At 72.7% G+C, this 18,225-nt stretch carries 18 protein-coding genes; 14 read left to right on the forward strand and 4 right to left on the reverse strand.

Annotation, left to right across the window (positions count from 1 at the left end; translation table 11 throughout):
• The first annotated feature begins 115 nt into the window (after positions 1-115).
• The 7 genes from QIS99_RS26490 (at position 116) to QIS99_RS26520 (ending at position 8,082) form a co-directional block, all read left to right on the forward strand.
• Positions 116-796, forward strand: a complete 681-nt coding sequence (locus tag QIS99_RS26490) for a TetR family transcriptional regulator (RefSeq protein ID WP_282516179.1) — start codon at positions 116-118, stop codon at positions 794-796.
• A 254-nt stretch (positions 797-1,050) separates the two neighbouring features.
• Positions 1,051-2,262: an alpha/beta hydrolase gene (locus QIS99_RS26495; RefSeq protein WP_282516180.1), complete on the forward strand. Its 1,212-nt coding sequence runs from the start codon at positions 1,051-1,053 to the stop codon at positions 2,260-2,262.
• 141 nt (positions 2,263-2,403) lie between these two features.
• Complete coding sequence (locus tag QIS99_RS26500) at positions 2,404-3,258, forward strand: DUF4429 domain-containing protein (RefSeq protein WP_282516181.1); 855 nt, start codon at positions 2,404-2,406, stop codon at positions 3,256-3,258.
• 117 nt (positions 3,259-3,375) lie between these two features.
• Positions 3,376-4,695, forward strand: coding sequence for a sensor histidine kinase (locus tag QIS99_RS26505; protein ID WP_282516182.1), 1,320 nt, complete (start codon positions 3,376-3,378; stop codon positions 4,693-4,695).
• Complete coding sequence (locus QIS99_RS26510; protein ID WP_282516183.1) at positions 4,692-5,372, forward strand: response regulator; 681 nt, start codon at positions 4,692-4,694, stop codon at positions 5,370-5,372. Before QIS99_RS26505 ends, QIS99_RS26510 begins: the two co-directional genes overlap by 4 nt.
• A 218-nt stretch (positions 5,373-5,590) precedes the next feature.
• Positions 5,591-6,754: an alpha/beta hydrolase gene (locus QIS99_RS26515; protein WP_282516184.1), complete on the forward strand. Its 1,164-nt coding sequence runs from the start codon at positions 5,591-5,593 to the stop codon at positions 6,752-6,754.
• A 116-nt stretch (positions 6,755-6,870) separates the two neighbouring features.
• Positions 6,871-8,082, forward strand: a complete 1,212-nt coding sequence (locus QIS99_RS26520) for an acyltransferase family protein (protein ID WP_282516196.1) — start codon at positions 6,871-6,873, stop codon at positions 8,080-8,082.
• Between the two features lie 34 nt (positions 8,083-8,116).
• On the opposite strand, the gene QIS99_RS26525 is transcribed toward QIS99_RS26520, so the two are convergent.
• Positions 8,117-9,136 carry an aldo/keto reductase gene (locus tag QIS99_RS26525; protein ID WP_282516197.1) on the reverse strand — a complete coding sequence of 340 codons (1,020 nt, stop codon included), beginning with the start codon at positions 9,134-9,136 and terminating at the stop codon, positions 8,117-8,119.
• A 53-nt stretch (positions 9,137-9,189) separates the two neighbouring features.
• Positions 9,190-9,675: a MerR family transcriptional regulator gene (locus QIS99_RS26530; RefSeq protein ID WP_282516185.1), complete on the reverse strand. Its 486-nt coding sequence runs from the start codon at positions 9,673-9,675 to the stop codon at positions 9,190-9,192.
• Positions 9,676-9,905: 230 nt separating this feature from the next.
• On the opposite strand from QIS99_RS26530, the gene QIS99_RS26535 reads away from it, so the two are divergent.
• Positions 9,906-10,721, forward strand: coding sequence for a serine hydrolase domain-containing protein (locus QIS99_RS26535; RefSeq protein WP_282516186.1), 816 nt, complete (start codon positions 9,906-9,908; stop codon positions 10,719-10,721).
• Here QIS99_RS26535 and QIS99_RS26540 read toward each other — a convergent pair.
• The gene (locus QIS99_RS26540) at positions 10,711-11,385 is read right to left on the reverse strand and encodes a pirin family protein (protein WP_282516198.1); all 675 of its coding nucleotides are present in this window, start codon (positions 11,383-11,385) and stop codon (positions 10,711-10,713) included. The genes QIS99_RS26535 and QIS99_RS26540 overlap by 11 nt on opposite strands.
• 61 nt (positions 11,386-11,446) lie before the next feature.
• On the opposite strand from QIS99_RS26540, the gene fasR reads away from it, so the two are divergent.
• The 5 genes from fasR to fabF all read left to right on the forward strand — a co-directional run bounded on the left by fasR (position 11,447) and on the right by fabF (position 16,391).
• The gene (fasR, locus tag QIS99_RS26545) at positions 11,447-12,646 is read left to right on the forward strand and encodes a fatty acid biosynthesis transcriptional regulator FasR (RefSeq protein ID WP_282516187.1); all 1,200 of its coding nucleotides are present in this window, start codon (positions 11,447-11,449) and stop codon (positions 12,644-12,646) included.
• A gap of 89 nt (positions 12,647-12,735) precedes the next feature.
• Positions 12,736-13,668, forward strand: coding sequence for an ACP S-malonyltransferase (locus QIS99_RS26550; protein ID WP_282516188.1), 933 nt, complete (start codon positions 12,736-12,738; stop codon positions 13,666-13,668).
• 17 nt (positions 13,669-13,685) lie between these two features.
• A complete protein-coding gene (locus tag QIS99_RS26555) occupies positions 13,686-14,717 on the forward strand; it encodes a ketoacyl-ACP synthase III (protein WP_282516189.1) in 1,032 nt (343 codons plus the stop codon).
• A gap of 88 nt (positions 14,718-14,805) precedes the next feature.
• On the forward strand, positions 14,806-15,057 hold the full coding sequence (locus tag QIS99_RS26560; protein WP_282516190.1) for an acyl carrier protein: 252 nt from the start codon (positions 14,806-14,808) through the stop codon (positions 15,055-15,057).
• Between the two features lie 71 nt (positions 15,058-15,128).
• Positions 15,129-16,391 carry a beta-ketoacyl-ACP synthase II gene (gene fabF / locus QIS99_RS26565; protein WP_282516191.1) on the forward strand — a complete coding sequence of 421 codons (1,263 nt, stop codon included), beginning with the start codon at positions 15,129-15,131 and terminating at the stop codon, positions 16,389-16,391.
• A gap of 135 nt (positions 16,392-16,526) precedes the next feature.
• On the opposite strand, the gene QIS99_RS26570 is transcribed toward fabF, so the two are convergent.
• Positions 16,527-17,021, reverse strand: coding sequence for a DUF3145 domain-containing protein (locus tag QIS99_RS26570; RefSeq protein WP_282516192.1), 495 nt, complete (start codon positions 17,019-17,021; stop codon positions 16,527-16,529).
• Positions 17,022-17,305: 284 nt separating this feature from the next.
• Between QIS99_RS26570 and QIS99_RS26575 the strand changes: the two genes are divergently transcribed.
• Positions 17,306-18,225, forward strand: a 920-nt coding sequence (locus QIS99_RS26575; RefSeq protein WP_282516193.1) for an SGNH/GDSL hydrolase family protein, incomplete at its 3' end; no start/stop codon positions are given.

The raw sequence follows: 18,225 nt of genomic DNA on the forward strand, positions 1-18,225 counted from the left end.
CTGACAGTTGACAAACCGATTCACAAGTCGGTAACTGTCACGTTGCTCACAGGTAGGGTGAGCTGCAGAAACAGGCTGAACGAACCGGTGGGAACCGGTGGAAAGAGGATCCGGAGTGACCCCGCCCCCGCCCGAGTCGAAGCCCGCATCGAGCCCCGCCCCGGCCCCGCCCGCGGGCCTGCGCGAGCGCAAGAAGCGCCGCACGCGCGACGCCCTGCTGCGCGCCGCCCTCGAACTCTTCACGTCCCAGGGGTACGAGCAGACCACCGTCGACGAGATCGTGGACGCCGTCGACGTCTCGCAGCGCACCTTCTTCCGGTACTTCGCCAACAAGGAAGAGGCGGTTTTCGCCGTACAGGAGATGGTGGAGCGGCAGTTCGTGGAGCAGCTGCGCGCCCGGCCGCCGCACGAGCCGCCGCTCCAGGCGCTGCGCGCGGCCGTTCTGGACGCGTGGAACACCATCGGCGACAGCATCGAGCAGGTCGTCCCGGTCGAACTCCACATGCGCACCTTTCAGTTGATCGAGTCGACGCCCGCACTGCTCGCCGTACAGATGCGCCGCTCCATCGAGACCGAGGAGGAGGTCGCCCGGATCATCGCCGCGCGTGAGGGCCTCGACGTGGACGCCGACCCGCGCCCGCGCGTGGCCGTGGCGGCGTTCAGCGGGGTGATGCGGATGACCGGGCGGCTGTGGGGTGCGGGCGAGGACCTCAGCGTCGAGTCGATGCGCGTGGTCACGGCCGCCCAGCTCGACGAGCTGGTGCCGGCGCTCGCGGGCGACTGGCGCGCGGGCTGAGCGCACTCGCGCGCGGGGAATCCGAACCCGCGTGCGATCCGCACTCGCGCGCGAGGATCCGCACCCGCGCGCGGGATCCGACGGAGCGTACGAACGCATCGGCACAGGGTGAACTGCCGTGCCCCGCAAGCGCCTACGGAGCGTAGTCGCCCCGTATCCCATGCGCCCCGTTTGACATGAATCACCACCCGCGAAGCGTGATCTGCCCCACCCTCTTCCCGGTCCGAGCAGCAGGTCTCCTAGGGTGTTCCGCAGTGACTTCCTTCGACTCGTCCCCCACTTTGAACGTCTGGCGCGCGCTCCTCGCTCTCGCGGTCGTCTTCGTCATGCTGGCGACCACCGGCTGGAGCGCCGTGCGTCACGACAAGGGCGCGTCGACCCCGCTCGAACGGGCCCTCTCCGCCTGGAAGCACGGCGGCATCGACGGCCACCGGCTGCCCGACCCGCACGCCCCCGCCGCCCGGATCGCGCACTTCTTCGACACCCTCACCGGGTCCCAGAAGCTCCGCCTCGCCCGCAGCCACCCGCTCGCCGTCGGCAACCTGGCCGGCGCGCCGGTCACCCTCCGGTACCAGGCCAACCGCATCGCCCTCGACCGGGCGCGCGGGGTCGAGCGGCAGCGCATGCACGACAAACGCCTGTCCGAACAGGGCCGGCACCAGGCGGGCCGCCGGATGAACCGCTTCGAGTCGCTGATGCGGCCCGAGCGGCAGATCCTCGCCTTCGACCCGATGGGCCCCGGACGCGTCGCGGAGGTCCTCGGCGACCTGAACCGCGCCGAGCGGGTGTCGGTCGTGGTGCCCGGCGTCGACACCAACCTGCTCACGTTCCAGAAGACGCACGGCCGCTACACGGCGCCGCGCGGCATGGCGGGCGCGCTCTACCGCGAGCAGCAGAAGCGCAGCCCGAAGACCCGCAGCGCCGTCATCGCCTGGGCCGACTACACGGCGCCCGCCGGCCTCGGCATGGACGCGGCCACCGCGAAGCGCGCCGAGGACGGCTCGGTCCGGCTGAACTCCCTGGTCCGTACGCTGCCCGGCGCCTCGGAGGTCGCCCTGTACTGCCACAGCTACGGCTCGGTGGTGTGCGGGGTCGCGGCCCGGAAACTGCCCCCGCGCGTGACCGACATAGCGGTCGCCGGCAGCCCCGGAATGCGCGCCGAGAACGTCGGCGGGCTGCACACCGACGCCCGCGTGTGGGCGATGCGGGACTCCGACGACTGGATCCAGGACGTCCCGCACATGGAGCTCGGCGGCCTCGGCCACGGCGCCGACCCGGTCTCCAAGGCCTTCGGCGCGCGGGTCGTCTCCGCACAGGGCGCCGTCGGCCATACGGGCTACTTTCAGCCGGGCACGGAGAGCCTGCGCAACTTCGCCCGGATCGGCGTCGGCCAGTACGACGCGGTGAGCTGTGCGGGCGGCGGCGAGGCGTGCCGGGACATGTCCTCCGGTTCCGCTTCGGCCTGACGCGCGTAGAGATCAGTTCACCTGGCGGTGAGCGGGAGGGCGGCGCGGGCGCGGCGCGGGGCCGTGCGGGGCGGCTCGTTCGGCCCGCGGCCCCCGGGAGACGGGTGGGCTTCGGCCCGCTCGGCGCATACGATGAGCCGCATGGGTGACGTACTGGCCGGATTTCATGCCGCCTGGGAGTTCGACTCGGACTCCGTGCTCATCCGCTTCGAACGGGGGATCAGAACACCGAAGCTGTTCCAGGCGCTCGGTGAACGACGCATTCCCCACGAGGCGTTGGCGGCGGTGACCCTGACCCCGGGCAAGCGCGGGACGGTGGTGCTGCACGCCGTCCCGAGACCCGGCGCGGATCCGCTGATGGCGGCCGCCGCCGGGCAGTTGAAGGACAGCAGCGACCCCTATCGGCTGGTGCTGCCCGCCGAGCGCGAGACCCTCGCCGAGTACTACGCGGACGAGCTGCGCCCGCTCCTCGGCCCCGCGTCCGACGCGGAGGATTTCCTGGTGGCGGCGCCGGAGGGCCCGCTGCACTTCAAGGCGTACGACGGCAAGGCGTCCTTCGACGGCAGGACGGTGTCGTACCGCTGGTTCTGGACGGGCGCCTCGTCGGCGAAGTGGAAGGCGGGCGACCAGCGGTTCGCGGTGGGCGACCTCGCGGACGTCGAGTGGCGCTCGCCCGAGGTGTTCGACGGCCATCTGCGGCTGCTGCGCCACGCCCCGGCGGCCGCGCAGCCCGCGCAGGCGGACCAGGATCCGGCGGCGGTGGTGTTCGGCCTCGGGTACGGGCCGGTGCACGAGTCGTTGCCGTTCGCGGCGGCGGTCCTCGCGGCGGTGCGCACGAGTGTCCCCTCGTCGGACCGGGCCCGGCGCCGTCCGGCCCGGCGCGACCCGGCCGATATCGCCGACCGCATCCGGCACCTCGGTGAGCTGCATCAGGCGGGGCTGCTCACGGACACCGAATTCACGTCCAAGAAGGCGGAGTTGCTGGCGGAGCTGTGAGGTCCGGTGCGGCGCGTGCGGCCTGCGGGCGGTGGCCGTCATACTCCAGTAGCACCCCGGCCTGACGACTCAGGTATGACGGCACGACCGCCCCCGCCTGCCTACGCTGAAGCCGTCATGGAAACCTCACCCAACAAGCCGCGGGACACCCCGCGCGACAGCTTGCGCGACGGCCTGCGCGACGGGCTGCGGGAGCTCGGGGCCGCGCTCGTCACGCCCGCCGCGTCCGGCGACGCCCCGCTGTCCGGGGCGGGCAAGGCGTGGGTGCGGTACCTGCCGTACGTCGTCGTCCTCGGCTTCGTCGCCTCGCTGCTGCCCGTCACCATCACCGTGCTCGCGGGCGACTACCGGCTCGGCGGCGCCCTCGCCGGCGCCCTCGCCACCGCCCAGACCGCGCCGCTGCTGCTCGCCGTGACCAGACCGCTGCCCGCCTGGTGGATCGTGGGCGTCGCGGACGTGCTCGGCGGGCTCGCGCTGCTCGGCGCGGACGGCACCCCGGGCCGGTCCTGGCCGTGGACGCCCATGGTGGTCGTCGGCTATCTCCTCCTGATGGTGCTGCTCGGGCTGCGCGAGTCCCGGCGCACGCTGCTCGCCGTCTGGCTGGCCACCGGTCTCGCCGGGTTCCTGTTCGAGCTGGTCTCGCAGGACAGGAGCGACGGCGTGCACGTCCTGCTCTTCGTGCTCAGCGGCCTCGTCCTGGTCGTCACGTACGCGCTGCGCGCCCGCGGGGAGGCGCAGCGGCGGCTCGTCGTGCAGGAGACGATCAGCGAGGCCGAGCGGTCGCAGCGCACCCTCCTTGAGGAACGGGCCCGTATCGCGCGGGAGTTGCACGATGTGGTCGCCCACCACATGTCGGTCATCACGGTCCAGGCGGACTCCGCGCCGTACCGCATCCAGGGCCTGCCGGCCGAGGCGCAGGAGGAGTTCGCCACGATCGCGGGCAGCGCGCGGGAGTCGCTGGCCGAGATGCGGCGGCTGCTCGCCGTGCTGCGCAGCGAGGACGCGCGGGGCGAGCTCGCCCCGCAGCCCGGCCTCGACCGGCTGCAGCAGCTGGTCGAGGCGACCGTACGGGCCGGTGTCAACGCCGAGTTGACGTACCCGCCCGACGCGGGCGAGGTGCCGCAGGCCGTCCAGCTGTCCGCGTACCGCATCGTGCAGGAGGCCCTGGCCAACGTCGTCCGGCACGCGCCGAGCAGCCCGCGTACGGAGGTGTCGGTCCGGGTGGACGGCGGTGACCTGCACGTCCTGGTCGTCAACGGCCCCCCGGCCGAGCGCACGGCGCCCCTGGAGCACCGGGAGACCGGACACGGCCTGGTCGGCATGCGCGAGCGCGTACGGTTGACCGGCGGCTCGCTCGACGCAGGGCCGCTGCCCGACGGCGGATTCCGCGTCGCGGCCCGGCTTCCGCTGCGTACGAAAGGACCGGACAGCCCGTGACGATCCGTGTGCTCATCGTCGACGACCAGGCCATGGTGCGGGCGGGCTTCGCCGCGCTGCTCGCCGCGCAGAGCGACATCGACGTGGTGGGCGAGGCGCCGGACGGCCGCCAGGGCGTCGAGGCCGGCCGCTCCACGCACCCCGACGTGGTCCTGATGGACGTGCGGATGCCGGAGATGGACGGCCTCGCCGCGACCCGCGCGCTGCTCGATCCCCCGCCGGGCGTGGTGCACCGGCCGAAGGTCCTGATGCTGACCACCTTCGACGTGGACGACTACGTGTACGAGGCGCTGCGCGCCGGCGCCTCCGGGTTTCTGCTCAAGGACGCGCCGCCCGCCGACCTGATCGCCGCGGTCCGCGTGGTCGCCGCCGGGGACGCGCTGCTCGCGCCGTCCGTGACCCGGCGCCTGATCGCGGACTTCGCCCGGCAGCGGCCGGTCCGCACCAACGGCCCCTCGCTGCGGCTCAACGGCCTGACCCCGCGCGAGACCGAGGTCCTTGAGCTGATCGCCCGCGGACTGTCCAACCAGGAGATCGCGGCGCGGCTCGTCCTCGCCGAGCAGACCGTGAAGACCCACATCGGCCGCGTCCTCGCCAAGCTCGACCTGCGCGACCGCGCCCAGGCCGTGATCTTCGCGTACGAGTCGGGGCTCGTGGCGCCCGGCGAAGCGGGCTGAGCCCCCCTCCCCCTCGCGGTGTGCACCCCCTACTGAGGTAGCACGCCCCAAGACCCCAGTAGCACCCGGGAGTTGGCTCCCCGGTGTGACGTGCCGTGCGCGGCCGTCTTCCTACCTTCCCTCCCGTCAGCGAGACGGACGTACGCGACGCAAGCGCCGTACGGACGCACACACGGGGTGCACGGGATGCGCGGGATGCACGGGAAGCGGAGGCGGTCATGGCCGAATTGCGGCGGGCGAAGCGGCACCAGGGGCGCGGCCGGAGGACGCTGCTGGCGGCGGCGCTCACCGCGGCGGTCGTCGCGGGCAGCGCGGGCTGGGCCGCGGGCTCCGAGCAGCAGGCCGTCACCGGGCCCGTCCCCGGCGTCAGTTCGTGGCGCGCGGAGCGCGGCCTGGGCCGCCCGCTGCCCGACCCGGCGACCGCGTCCCCGACCCGGATCGCGCGCTTCTTCGCGGGCCTGACCGAGCGGCAGCGCCAGACCCTGGCCGAACGGCACGCCCTCGTCGTCGGCAACCTCGACGGCGCGCCGCCGGAACTGCGGTACGCGGCCAACTCCCGTGCGCTGCGGGAGGAGCGGGCGAAACAGCTGGCCCGCGCGGCCGACCCGCAGCTGCCCGGCCAGGACCGCGCCGCGGCCCGCGCCCGCGCCGAGCGGTACGCCGAGCTGCGCGCCCCCGGACGGCAGATCCTCGCCTTCGACCCGCGCGGCCGCGGCCAAGTGGCCGAGGTGTACGGGGACCTGGCGGCGGCCGGGCATGTCTCGGTGATCGTGCCGGGCTCGGACATCGACCTGGACACCTTCGACCGTACGAAGGACCGGTTGGGCACCCCGGCCGGCATGGCCCAGTCCCTGCACGCCGCGACCGGGCACCGCACCGCCGTGATCGCCTGGGCCGGGTACACCACCCCGGTCGGGCTCGGCCCGGACGCGGCGACGGGGCGGCTCGCCGAGGCGGGGGCGCCGCGCCTGGCCCGGCTCGCCCAGGGCGTGGTCGCGGCGGGCGGCCCGCGGCCGGTGCTGTTCTGCCACAGCTACGGCTCGGTGGTGTGCGGCCTCGCCGCGCCCGAGACGCCCGCCTCCGACGTGGTGGTGGCCGGCTCCCCCGGCATGCGCGTGGACCGCGCGGCCGACCTGGGCACTCGGGCCCGGATCTGGGCCGCGAAGGACCCGGGCGACTGGATCGACAACGTCCCGCACGTCCAGCTCCTCGGCCTCGGCCACGGCGCCGACCCGGCCGACCCGGCCTTCGGCGCCCGCCGTGTCCCCGCCGCCGACGCCGACGGCCACACCGGCTACTTCGCCCCGGGCACGGACTCACTCCACGCCTTCGCGGAGATCGCCCTCGGCAAGACCTGCTGCCACCGGAAGGACGCGTCGTGACGTACGCCGAACTCACCCCGCCCACCCGCCACTTGACCCCCGCACGACAGACCGCGCCACCACGCTCGGCCTTTGGCGCCCGTCCGGCGGATCTTCGCGGGACGGGCCCTGGCGCCCTGCGCCGTACGGCCGCGTCCGTCGACGCCCGGACGCCCGCGGACCGGGACCGGGCCGTCGACGGGCTGCGGGCGCTCGCCCTGCTCGCCGTGCCGGCCGGGCACTGGCTGGTCGGCGGGTTCACGCTCGACGCGGACGGCGGGCTGCACAACGTCAGCCCGCTGTCCGCGCTCGGCGGCCTCGCGCCGCTCAGCTGGTTCCTGCAGCTGTTGGGGATCTTCTTCCTGGTCGGCGGGTACGCCTCCGTCCTCTCGTACCGGCGGGCCCGGGAGCGGGGCGGGTCCACGGGCGGGTGGCTGCGGGGGCGGGTGGCGCGGCTGGGGCGGCCGGTGCTCGGGGTGACGGCCGTGTGGGCGCTGCTCATCCCGCTGCTTTCCTTGCTGGGCGTGCCCGGCGACTCGCTGCGCACCGGCTCGACCCTGGTGATCCAGCCGCTGTGGTTCGTGGGCGTCTACACGGTGATCACCGCGCTCACCCCGCTCTGCGTACGCGCCGCCGAACGCCTCGGCGCCTGGTCGGCCGCGCCGCTGCTCGCAGGCGTCGCGGCCGTGGACTTCCTGCGCTACGGGCCGTACGCGGAGGCGATGCCGTCCTGGCTGAGCGTCCTGAACATCCTGCCGGGGTGGCTGTTCGCGTACCAACTGGGCGTCTGCTGGGGCGAGAAGAGGCTCGGCAGGCGCGGCGCGTGGCTGCTGCTGCTCGGCGGCACGGCACTGTTCGCGGTGCTGCTCCTCGCCTTCCACTACCCGGCGTCCATGGTGGGCGTGCCCGGTGAGGCGCGCACCAACTCGCATCCGCCGTCGCTGCTCGTCCTCGCGCTCGCGGCGGCGCAGAGCGGCGCGGCGATCCTGCTGCGGGACCGGATCGGCGCGCTGTTGCGCGGGCCGCTGCTGTGGGCGCCGGTGGTGGTGATCAACCTGTCGGCGATGACGATCCTGTGCTGGCACCAGACGGCGATGTTCGCGACGGCGCTGACGGGGGCACAGTCCGGCGCGGTCCCGGGTCTGACGACGGCGCCCGACTCGTTGGCCTGGATGGCCGCGCGGGCGGCCTGGCTGCCGCTGTTCGCGCTGCTGCTCGTGGGGATCGGGCGGTACGCGCACCGCTTCGAGCGGCCGTGGGGTGCGGGGACGCGTACCACCCGACTGCGGCGCGCGGCTGCGGGGCTGCTCGCCGCGGGGTTCGCCGTGTTCGCGCTGGGACTGGCGTGAGGGGCAGCCCCCTGCGGAGGCCGCCCCTTCCCGGCTACTCGCGCCCGGCCGAGGTGAGGCTCATGTTGGCGTACCGGGCGCCCGCGACCTGCCCGGCGATCGGTTCGAGCAGCCCCAGCTCGTCCTCGGTCAGGACCAGTCGGGTCGCCGCGGCGTTCTCCTCGACGCGGCTGCGCCGACGCGTGCCGGGGATCGGGATCACGGGCAGCCCGTGCACATCGGCCTGCTGCTGCGCCCAGGCCAGCGCGATCTGCCCGAGGCTCGCGCCACGGGACTCGGCGAGCTTCCGTACCGGTTCGAGGAGCGCGGCGTTCGCGGTGGCGTTGTCGCCGCTGAAGCGGGGCATGCCACGGCGGAAGTCGTCCTCGCCGAGCTCGGCGTTCGCGTCCGTGAACGCGCCGGTCAGGAAGCCGCGGCCGAGCGGCGAGTACGGCACGAACGCGGTGCCGAGGCGGGCCGCGGCGGGCACCACGCCGGCCTCCACGTCGCGGCTGAACAGCGACCACTCCGACTGCACGGCGGCGATCGGGTGCACCGCGTGCGCGGCCTCCAGCTCGGGCCCGGTGACCTCGCTGAGGCCGAGGTGCTTCACCTTGCCCTCGGCGACCAGCTCGGCCATGACGCCGACGGTCTCCTCGATGGGCACGTTCACGTCGCGCCGGTGCATGTAGTAGAGGTCGATGACGTCGACGCCGAGGCGCTTCAGGCTGCCCTCGACGCAGCTGCGGATGTACGCGGGGTCGTTGTTGATGCCGCGCTTCTCCGTGTCGTCCCGGTCGAGGACGATGCCGAACTTGGTGGCGAGGACGATCTCGTCGCGGTGGGCGTTCACGAACGGCGCGATGAACTTCTCGTTCTCGCCGTAGCCGTACATGTCCGCGGTGTCGTACAGGGTGACGCCGAGCTCCAGGGCCCGCTCCAGGGTGGCGCGCGCCTCGTCGGGGTCGGTGGTGGCGCCGTACGCGAAGCTCATGCCCATGCAGCCGAGGCCCTGGACGCCGACCTCGGGCCCCTCGGCGCCGAGGCGGACGCTGTTGATCTTCTCCGTGCTCATCTCCGTGCCGATCTCCGTGCCGATCTCCGTGCTCATCTCCGTGCTCATCCGGGTCAGGCCCTCTCCGACGCCCGTCGGGCGCCCGCGTAAAAGTCGATCTTGTAGTTGAGTACGGCGAGGGTGCCCTGGAGTTCGGCGATCCGCCCGAGGACGTCGCGCCGCGTCTGCTCCAGGAGCGCCTGCCGCTCTTCGAAGGTGTGCTCGCCCTGCCGCACCAGGTCGGCGTAGCGGACCATGTCCGCGACCGGCATCCCGGTGAGGCGCAGCTTGCCGACGAGGGAGAGCCAGTCCAAGTCCCGGTTGGTGAACCGGCGTTGACCGGTGTGCGAGCGGTCCACATGCGGCATCAGGCCGATCCGCTCGTACCAGCGCAGCGTGTGCGCGCTGAGCCCGGTGTGCGCCGCCACTTCACTGATCGTGTAGCGGTCCTGCCCGTCGGGCCGCGGGTGCTCGGGGTCGGCCCGGGCACAGCGGTCGACCGTGTCGTGCGTAAGGAGTTGCTCAGCGGGGGTCACGGGAGTGCTCTCCATCACCGTCATGCCTCCACGCTATGACCTTGGAGTGCGCTCCAGGCAAGCGAAATCGGCAGGGGATCACCCGGAGCTGTCCGGGCCATTGGGTGAGCGCCCGGGTGCCTCGATCGCCGTCACGGCCGACGGGGGCAATCCAGCCCGTCCGGCGCTTGAGGACGAGGCCGGGGGCCGATCGGCGGCGCCCTGGTCAGAGGGGGCGAGGCGCGCCGCGTAAGACACCCCGTAACCTCGTACACATGCATGCCCTCGCCCAGATCGAGAACTGGCCCGTCCCCACCGCGGCAGCGGCCGTCGTCCGTGCGGACGGGACCGTCGTCGGGGCGCACGGCCCCACCGCGCACCGCTTCCCGCTGGCCTCGGTGACGAAGCCGATCGCGGCGTACGCGGCGCTCGTCGCGTATGAGGAAGGGGCGATCGAGCTGGACGAACCGGCCGGGCCCGAGGGGTCGACGGTGCGGCATCTGCTCGCGCACACCAGCGGTCTGGCCTTCGACGAGCACCGGGTGACGGCGCCCGCCGGCACTCGGCGGCTCTACTCCAACGCCGGGTTCGAGGTGCTCGGCGACCACATCGCGAAGGCCGCCGACATGCCGTTCGCCGAGTACGCCCGGCAGGCCGTCCTCGAACCGCTCGGCATGACCGCCACCACGCTCGACGGTTCGCCCGCGAAGGACGGCGTGTCCACGGTGGACGACCTGGTGCGGTTCGCCGCGGAGGTGCAGGCGCCGCGGCTGCTCGACGCGCGTACGGTCGTCGAGGCCATGTCCGTCGTACACCCGGGCCTCTCCGGCATCCTGCCCGGGTACGGCCACCAGAAGCCCAACGACTGGGGCCTCGGCTTCGAGATCCGCGACTCCAAGTCCCCGCACTGGACGGGTTCTTCGTCCTCGCCGCGCACGTTCGGGCACTTCGGGCAGGCCGGTACGTTCCTGTGGATCGACCCCGAGGCGGGTGCCGCCTGCGTCGCGCTCGCCGACCGCGCCTTCGGCCAGTGGGCGATCGACGCCTGGCCCCCGCTGACGGACGCGGTGCTCGCCGAGCTCAGGGGTTAGGAGGCGTCCACGGCGGGGGCAGCTCCCAGACCAGGACCTCCGCCGCCGTACGCCCCCGCAGTTCCAGACCCCGCTCCCCCGTCAGCCGCACCGCGTCCCCCGCCCCCAACTCCACGTCCCCCAGGGCGACTTCGCCGCGCGTGACATGGACGTACGCGTACTCCGCGTCCGGCACCGCCGACCGTTCCCCCGCCGCCGGCCTGCGCACGTGCAGCATCGCGCCCGCCTCGGCGACCTCGTACGGGGTCGAGTCGGCTATCCCGTGGACCACCTCGTACGACGGGTCGCCGCCGGGCCGGAGCGGGGCCAGCCACATCTGCACGAAGACCAGCGGGTCCGGGCCCGCGTTCCGCTCCACGTGCCGCACCCCGCCGCCCGCGCTGAGCCGCTGGACGTCGCCGGGGCGGACCACCGACTCGTGGCCCGCCGTGTCGCGGTGCGTCAGCTCGCCCTCGACGACCCACGTGACGATCTCGGTGTGGCTGTGCGGATGCTCGTCGAAGCCCGCGCCGGGCGCGAGCCGCTCCTCGTTGCAGGCGATGATCGCGCCGAAGCGCAGATTGCCGGGGTCGTAGTGCGGTCCGAACGAGAACGCGTGCCACGACTCGATGCCGCCCTTGGGGTCGCCTCCGGGGTAGCGCTCAGCGGCGCGCCTTACGTCCATCACGCCCCCCACCGTAGACCCGGCACTCCGTCGACCCGCCCCGATAAGGCAGTCTTGTCCCGTGCCCGAACCCGTAGACGAATCCCCGCAGCCGCCCGCCCCGCACTCGCATGCCGCGACCCTCAAGCGACTTGAGCAGTCCTCCGGCAGCCTCGCCGCGCAGGCGATCGCGCGCATGGACGAGACGCTGCCGTGGTACCGCGCGATGCCGCCGGAGAACCGGTCCTGGATCGGCCTGGTCGCGCAGGCCGGTATCGCCGCGTTCACCGAGTGGTTCCGGCACCCGGACGCCCCGCAGGCGATCTCGACGGACGTCTTCGGCACCGCCCCGCGCGAGCTGACGCGGGCGATCACGCTGCGCCAGACCGTCGAGATGGTGCGGACCACGATCGAGGTGATGGAGTCCGCGATCGACGAGGTCGCGGCGCCCGGCGACGAATCGGTCCTGCGTGAGGCGCTGCTCGTCTACGCCCGCGAGATCGCCTTCGCCACCGCGCAGGTGTACGCGCAGGCCGCCGAGGCCCGCGGCGCCTGGGACGCCCGGCTCGAATCGCTCGTCGTGAACGCCGTGCTGTCCGGTGAGGCCGACGAGGGCGCCGTCAGCCGCGCCGCCGCGCTCGGCTGGAACTCGCCGGAGCATGTGTGCGTCGTCCTCGGCACCGCGCCCGACGGCGACAGCGAGCTGACCGTGGAGGCGATCCGCCGGGCCTCGCGCCACGCCAAGCTGCAGGTCCTGACCGGGGTGCTCGGCGACCGGCTCGTCGTCATCGCGGGCGGCAGCGACAACCCGCTCGCCGTCGCCAAGGCGCTGATCGGCCCGTACGCCGCCGGCCCCGTCGTCGCCGGACCGGTGGTCCCCGACCTGCTCGCCGCCACCCGGTCCGCGCAGGCCGCGGCCGCCGGGCTCAAGGCGTGCACGGCCTGGCAGGACGCCCCGCGCCCGGTCCTCGCGGACGATCTCCTGCCGGAGCGCGCGATCGCCGGAGACCCGGCCGCGCGCGAGCAGCTGGTGGAGGAGATCTACAGACCGCTGGAGGAGGCCGGCTCCGCGCTCCTGGAGACCCTGAGCGTCTACCTGGAACAGGCGAGCAGCCTCGAAGGCGCCGCGCGGATGCTCTTCGTCCACCCCAACACCGTGCGCTACCGGCTTCGACGTGTGACTGACGTCACCGGCTGGTCACCCTCCGATGTCCGTTCGGCCTTCACGCTGCGGATCGCGCTGATCCTGGGGCGTCTGGTCGACGGAGATCCACAGTCCTAGACTTTTGTCGGGGGTCCACAATTCCCCCGACTGTTCTTCGTCCCTGTCCTCACGGGCGGTTGCCGCCGTCCACAAGAGAGAGTGTGAGAGTGCTCGTACTCGTCGCTCCCGGCCAAGGCGCCCAGACGCCCGGCTTCCTGACCCCCTGGCTCGAACTCGACGGCGCCGCCGACCGGCTCGCCGCCTGGTCCCAGGCCATCGGTCTCGACCTCACCCACTACGGCACCCAGGCCGACGCCGACGCCATCCGTGACACCGCCGTGGCCCAGCCGCTGCTCGTGGCCGCCGGACTGCTGTCCGCCGGTGCGCTCGGCCCGGCGCCCGGCGGCACCGCGCCGGACGCGGTCGCCGGACACAGCGTCGGCGAGATCACCGCCGCCGCACTCGCGGGCGTCCTCGACGACGCCGCGGCCCTGCAGCTCGTCCGCAAGCGCGGCCTCGCCATGGCGGACGCCGCGGCCATCACGCAGACCGGCATGTCGGCGCTGCTCGGCGGCGAGCCCGACGCCGTCCTGCCGCACCTGGAGAAGCTCGGCCTGACCCCGGCGAACGTCAACGGCGCCGGCCAGATCGTCGCCGCCGGCACCATGGAGCAGCTCGCCGCGCTCGCCGAGGACAAGCCCGAGGGCACCCGCCGCGTGGTCCCCCTCAAGGTCGCCGGCGCGTTCCACACCGAACACATGGGCCCCGCGGTCGCCGCCCTGGACGAGGCCGCGAAGGAGCTGTCCCCGGCCGACCCGAAGGTCCGGTACGTGTCCAACAAGGACGGCGCGGCCGTGGCCTCCGGCGCCGAGGTGATCGCGCGCCTGGTCGGCCAGGTCGCCAACCCGGTCCGCTGGGACCTGTGCATGGAGACGTTCCAGGAGCTCGGCGTGACCGCGCTCATCGAGCTGTGCCCCGGCGGCACCCTCACGGGCCTGGCCAAGCGCGCCCTGCCGGGCGTCAAGACGCTCGCCCTGAAGACCCCCGACGACCTCGACGCGGCCCGCGCCCTGATCGCCGAACACTCGCAGACGGCCTGAGTAGGAGCCCCGAGAGCATGTCGAAGATCAAGGCAAGGAAGGGCGCACCGTACGCGCGCATCCTCGGTGTCGGTGGCTACCGTCCGACCCGGGTCGTGCCCAACGAGGTGATCCTCGAAAAGATCGACTCCTCCGACGAGTGGATCCGCTCCCGCTCCGGCATCGCCACGCGGCACTGGGCGAACGACGAGGAGACCGTCGCCGCCATGTCGATCGAGGCGTCCGGCAAGGCGATCGCCGACTCCGGGATCACCGCCGACAAGATCGGCGCGGTGATCGTCTCGACCGTCTCGCACTTCAAGCAGACCCCGGCCGTGGCCACGGAGATCGCGGACAAGCTCGGCACCGAGAAGGCCGCCGCGTTCGACATCTCCGCGGGCTGCGCCGGCTTCGGCTACGGACTGACCCTCGCCAAGAGCCTGGTCACCGAGGGCTCCGCCGAGCACGTCCTGGTGATCGGCGTGGAGCGGCTCAGCGACCTGACCGACCTGGAGGACCGGGCGACGGCCTTCCTGTTCGGTGACGGCGCGGGCGCCGTCGTCGTCGGCCCGTCCGAGGAGCCGGCGATCGGCCCGACGGTCTGGGGCTCGGAGGGCGACAAGTCCGAGACGATCAAGCAGACAGTGCCGTGGACGGACTTCCGCCTCGGCGATGTGTCGAAGCTGCCCCTGGACAGCGAGGGCAACGTCAAGTTCCCTGCGATCACGCAGGAGGGCCAGGCGGTGTTCCGCTGGGCCGTGTTCGAGATGGCGAAGGTCGCCAAGGAGGCGCTGGACGCCGCCGGCCTGAGCCCGGACGACCTGGACGTCTTCATTCCGCACCAGGCGAACATGCGGATCATCGACTCGATGGTGAAGACACTCAAGCTGCCGGAGCATGTCACGGTCGCCCGTGACATCGAGACCACCGGCAACACCTCGGCCGCCTCGATCCCGCTCGCGATGGAGCGGCTCCTGGCGACCGGCGAGGCGAAGAGCGGCGACACCGCGCTGGTCATCGGCTTCGGGGCGGGTCTCGTGTACGCCGCCACGGTCGTTACCCTCCCCTAGGCACCGTACGGACCTGCGCGGAGATCGCTCTGCGCGCGGGAACCCGGACGAGGCCGCCAACCCACTGATACATACGAAGGAGCGCCATATGGCCGCCGCCACTCAGGAAGAGATCGTTGCCGGTCTCGCCGACATCGTGAACGAGATCGCCGGCATCCCCACCGAGGACGTCCAGCTGGACAAGTCCTTCACCGATGACCTGGACGTCGACTCGCTGTCCATGGTCGAGGTCGTCGTCGCCGCCGAAGAGCGCTTCGACGTGAAGATCCCCGACGAGGACGTCAAGAACCTCAAGACGGTCGGCGACGCCGCCGACTACATCGCGAAGCACCAGGGCTGAGCTCGACTGATCGCGTAACGCCACCCGGCGGTGGCGCCGTTGTATCCCTAATACGTGGAGAAAGAATCCCTGTGAACTCGACCAATCGCACCGTGGTCGTCACCGGTATCGGCGCAACCACACCGCTGGGTGGCGATGCGGCTACTACCTGGGAGGGCCTGCTCGCGGGCCGTTCCGGCATCTCCCTGCTTGAGCAGGAGTGGGCCGCCGAACTGCCGGTCCGGATCGCCGGCCAGATCGCCGTGGAGCCGACCGAGATCATTCCGCGCCCGCAGGCCCGCAAGCTGGACCGCTCGGCGCAGTTCGCGCTGATCGCGGCCCGTGAGGCCTGGCAGGACGCGGGCCTGACCGGCGCCGCCGGCGAGGACTCGGGCGTCAACCCGGACCGCCTGGGCGCGGTCATCGCCTCCGGCATCGGCGGCATCACGACGCTGCTCGACCAGTACGACGTGCTGAAGGAGAAGGGCGTACGCCGCGTCTCCCCGCACACCGTGCCGATGCTGATGCCCAACTCCCCGGCGGCCAACGTCGGCATCGAGCTGAACGCCCGCGCCGGTGTGCACACACCGGTCTCCGCGTGCGCGTCCGGCGCCGAGGCCATCGGGTACGCGATCGAGATGATCCGTACCGGCCGCGCCGACATCGTCATCGCCGGTGGCACCGAGGCCGCCATCCACGAGCTGCCCATGGTGGCGTTCGGCAACATGATGGCGATGTCCAAGAACAACGACGACCCGCAGGGCGCCTCGCGTCCCTACGACGTCGACCGCAACGGCTTCGTGCTCGGCGAGGGCTCCGGCGTGATCGTCCTGGAGTCCGAGGAGCACGCCAAGGCGCGTGGCGCCCGGATCTACGTCGAGGCCGTGGGCCAGGGCATCTCCGCCGACAGCCACCACATCACGCAGCCCGACCCGTCCGGCAGCGGTATCGCGCACGCGGTGCAGAACCTGCTCGACCAGACCGACCTGAAGCCCGCCGATATCGTGCACGCCAACGCGCACGCCACGTCGACCCCGCAGGGCGACATCGGCGAGCTGAAGGCGCTGCGCAAGGTCCTCGGCGACGACCTGGACCACGTGGCGGTTTCGGCGACGAAGTCGATGACCGGTCATCTGCTCGGCGGCGCGGGCGGCGTGGAGACCGTGGCCACGGTCCTCGCGCTGAAGAACCGTATCGCCCCGCCGACGATCAACATCGAGAACCTCGACCCGGAGGCCGACGCGGACATCGTGCGCGGCGAGCCGCGGGCCCTTCCGGAGGGGACCATCGCCGCCCTGAACGACTCGTTCGGGTTCGGTGGGCACAACGTGGTGCTGGCGTTCCGTACGGTCTGAGGCTGTACGTGACGGTCTGAGGCTGTACGTGACGGTCTGAGGCCGTACGTGACGGTCTGAGGCTGTACGCACACGAAGCCCCGCTCGGAGCTTGAGTTCCGGGCGGGGCTTCGGCGTGCGCAGGGAGGGGCGGTCTCACACCACCTGGTGCAGCCACCTCACCGGTGCGCCCTCGCCCGCGTACCGGAAGGGCTCAAGCTCGTCGTCCCAGGGCTTGCCGAGGAGGGCGGCGAGTTCGGACTCCAGGGCGCTCTCGCCGCGCTGCGAGCGGGCGAGGGCGGCGCGGAGCCGGTCCTCGGGGATCAGGATGTCGCCGTGGATGCCGGTGACGGCGTGGAAGATGCCGAGGTCGGGGGTGGCGCTGTACCGCTCGCCCTCCGTGCTCGGGCCGGGTTCGGCGGTGACCTCGAAGCGCAGCAGCTGCCAACCGCGCAGTGCGGAGGCCAGCTTGGCGGCGGTGCCGGGCTCGGCCTGCCAGGAGAACTCGGATCTCCAGGTGCCGGGGGCGGCGGGCTGCCGGATCCAGTCGAGGTTCACACGCCCGCCGAGTACGCCCGCGACCGCCCATTCGATGTGCGGGCACAGCGCGCGCGGAGCGGAGTGCACGTACAGAACTCCACGTGTCGTCACCGGACCTCCAGTGTGGGTCGAGGTTCGCCTCCCGGCGGCCTCGCGCCCGTGCCGAGCAATGCTGACCGAACTGAATCAATGATGACCAATTCGGACAGATCTGACGTGATGTAATTTACCGGAACCGCGGCAGCGGCCTGCCTCCGGGTCGGCTGGGGGCAAAGCTACCGTGCGGCGGCGGCCCGAGTGTGACGTACCGTCGGTCCCGGTGCGGGGAATCGTTCGGCATTCACCCGGCAGGGCGCTGCGGACGGCACAGAGGGGACGTGAAGGGGGACGTGCGGATGCCGGAGTTCGGTTGCGTCCGCCGCCTGCGCCGCGGGGCGGTGGGGGTGTTGGGCGTCGCGGTACTGCTGGGGCTCACGGGCTGCGGCGACTCCGGGGGCACGGCCCGGACGACGGAGGCGTCCGAGGCTGCTGCGGAGCCTTCGAAGGCGAGCCGGAAGCCGTCGCCGCGTCCCGGGCCCGCCTGGGACACCTCGCCGAAGTCCCTTGCCGCGGTGGGCGATTCCATCACGCGGGCCTTCGACGCCTGCCAGGTGCTCTCGGACTGCCCCGAGGCCTCGTGGGCGACGGGCACGGACCCCGAGGTGCGTTCGCTCGCGGTCCGGCTGCTCGGCAAGGAGGCGGCGGCCAAGCACAGTTGGAACTTCGCGAGCAGCGGCGCCAGGATGGCCGACCTGCCCGCGCAGATGGAGCGGGCGGCGGCCGAGTCCCCGGACCTGGTGACGGTGCTGGTGGGGGCGAACGACGCGTGCCGGGCCTCGGTGGGCGCGATGACCCCGGTCGCCGAGTTCCGCGCGGACTTCGCTCAGGCGCTGCGTACGTTGCGCGCGGAGCGGCCGAAGGCACAGGTGTACGTGGCGAGCGTGCCGGACCTGAAGCGGCTGTGGTCGCAGGGGCGGGACAGCGCGACGGCCAAGCGGGTGTGGAGCCTCGGCATCTGTCCGACGATGCTGAGCGAGCCGGACGCGCTCGACGCCGTCTCGACGGAGCGCCGGGATGCGGTGTACGAGCGGGTGGTGGCGTACAACGAGGCGCTGGCGGCGGTCTGCGCGAGGGACGAGCTCTGCCGGTACGACGACGGCGCGGTCTTTGACTACCGCTTCGGCACGGGGCAGTTGAGCCGCTGGGACTTCTTCCACCCGGGGAAGAGCGGGCAGGCCCGGCTGGCGGAGATCGCCTTCCGGCGGGTTACGGCGGG

The sequence above is a fragment of the Streptomyces solicavernae genome, from assembly GCF_029968095.1.
Lineage (GTDB): Bacteria > Actinomycetota > Actinomycetes > Streptomycetales > Streptomycetaceae > Streptomyces > Streptomyces solicavernae.

Coding starts and splice junctions, on each gene's coding strand:
- QIS99_RS26500 (WP_282516181.1), top strand. CDS start 2,404: ATGGGTGACGTACTGGCCGGATTTCATGCCGCCTGGGAGTTCGACTCG.
- QIS99_RS26505 (WP_282516182.1), top strand. CDS start 3,376: ATGGAAACCTCACCCAACAAGCCGCGGGACACCCCGCGCGACAGCTTG.
- QIS99_RS26515 (WP_282516184.1), top strand. CDS start 5,591: ATGGCCGAATTGCGGCGGGCGAAGCGGCACCAGGGGCGCGGCCGGAGG.
- QIS99_RS26525 (WP_282516197.1), bottom strand. CDS start 9,136: ATGAGCACGGAGAAGATCAACAGCGTCCGCCTCGGCGCCGAGGGGCCC.
- QIS99_RS26530 (WP_282516185.1), bottom strand. CDS start 9,675: ATGACGGTGATGGAGAGCACTCCCGTGACCCCCGCTGAGCAACTCCTT.
- QIS99_RS26535 (WP_282516186.1), top strand. CDS start 9,906: ATGCATGCCCTCGCCCAGATCGAGAACTGGCCCGTCCCCACCGCGGCA.
- QIS99_RS26540 (WP_282516198.1), bottom strand. CDS start 11,385: ATGGACGTAAGGCGCGCCGCTGAGCGCTACCCCGGAGGCGACCCCAAG.
- QIS99_RS26555 (WP_282516189.1), top strand. CDS start 13,686: ATGTCGAAGATCAAGGCAAGGAAGGGCGCACCGTACGCGCGCATCCTC.
- QIS99_RS26560 (WP_282516190.1), top strand. CDS start 14,806: ATGGCCGCCGCCACTCAGGAAGAGATCGTTGCCGGTCTCGCCGACATC.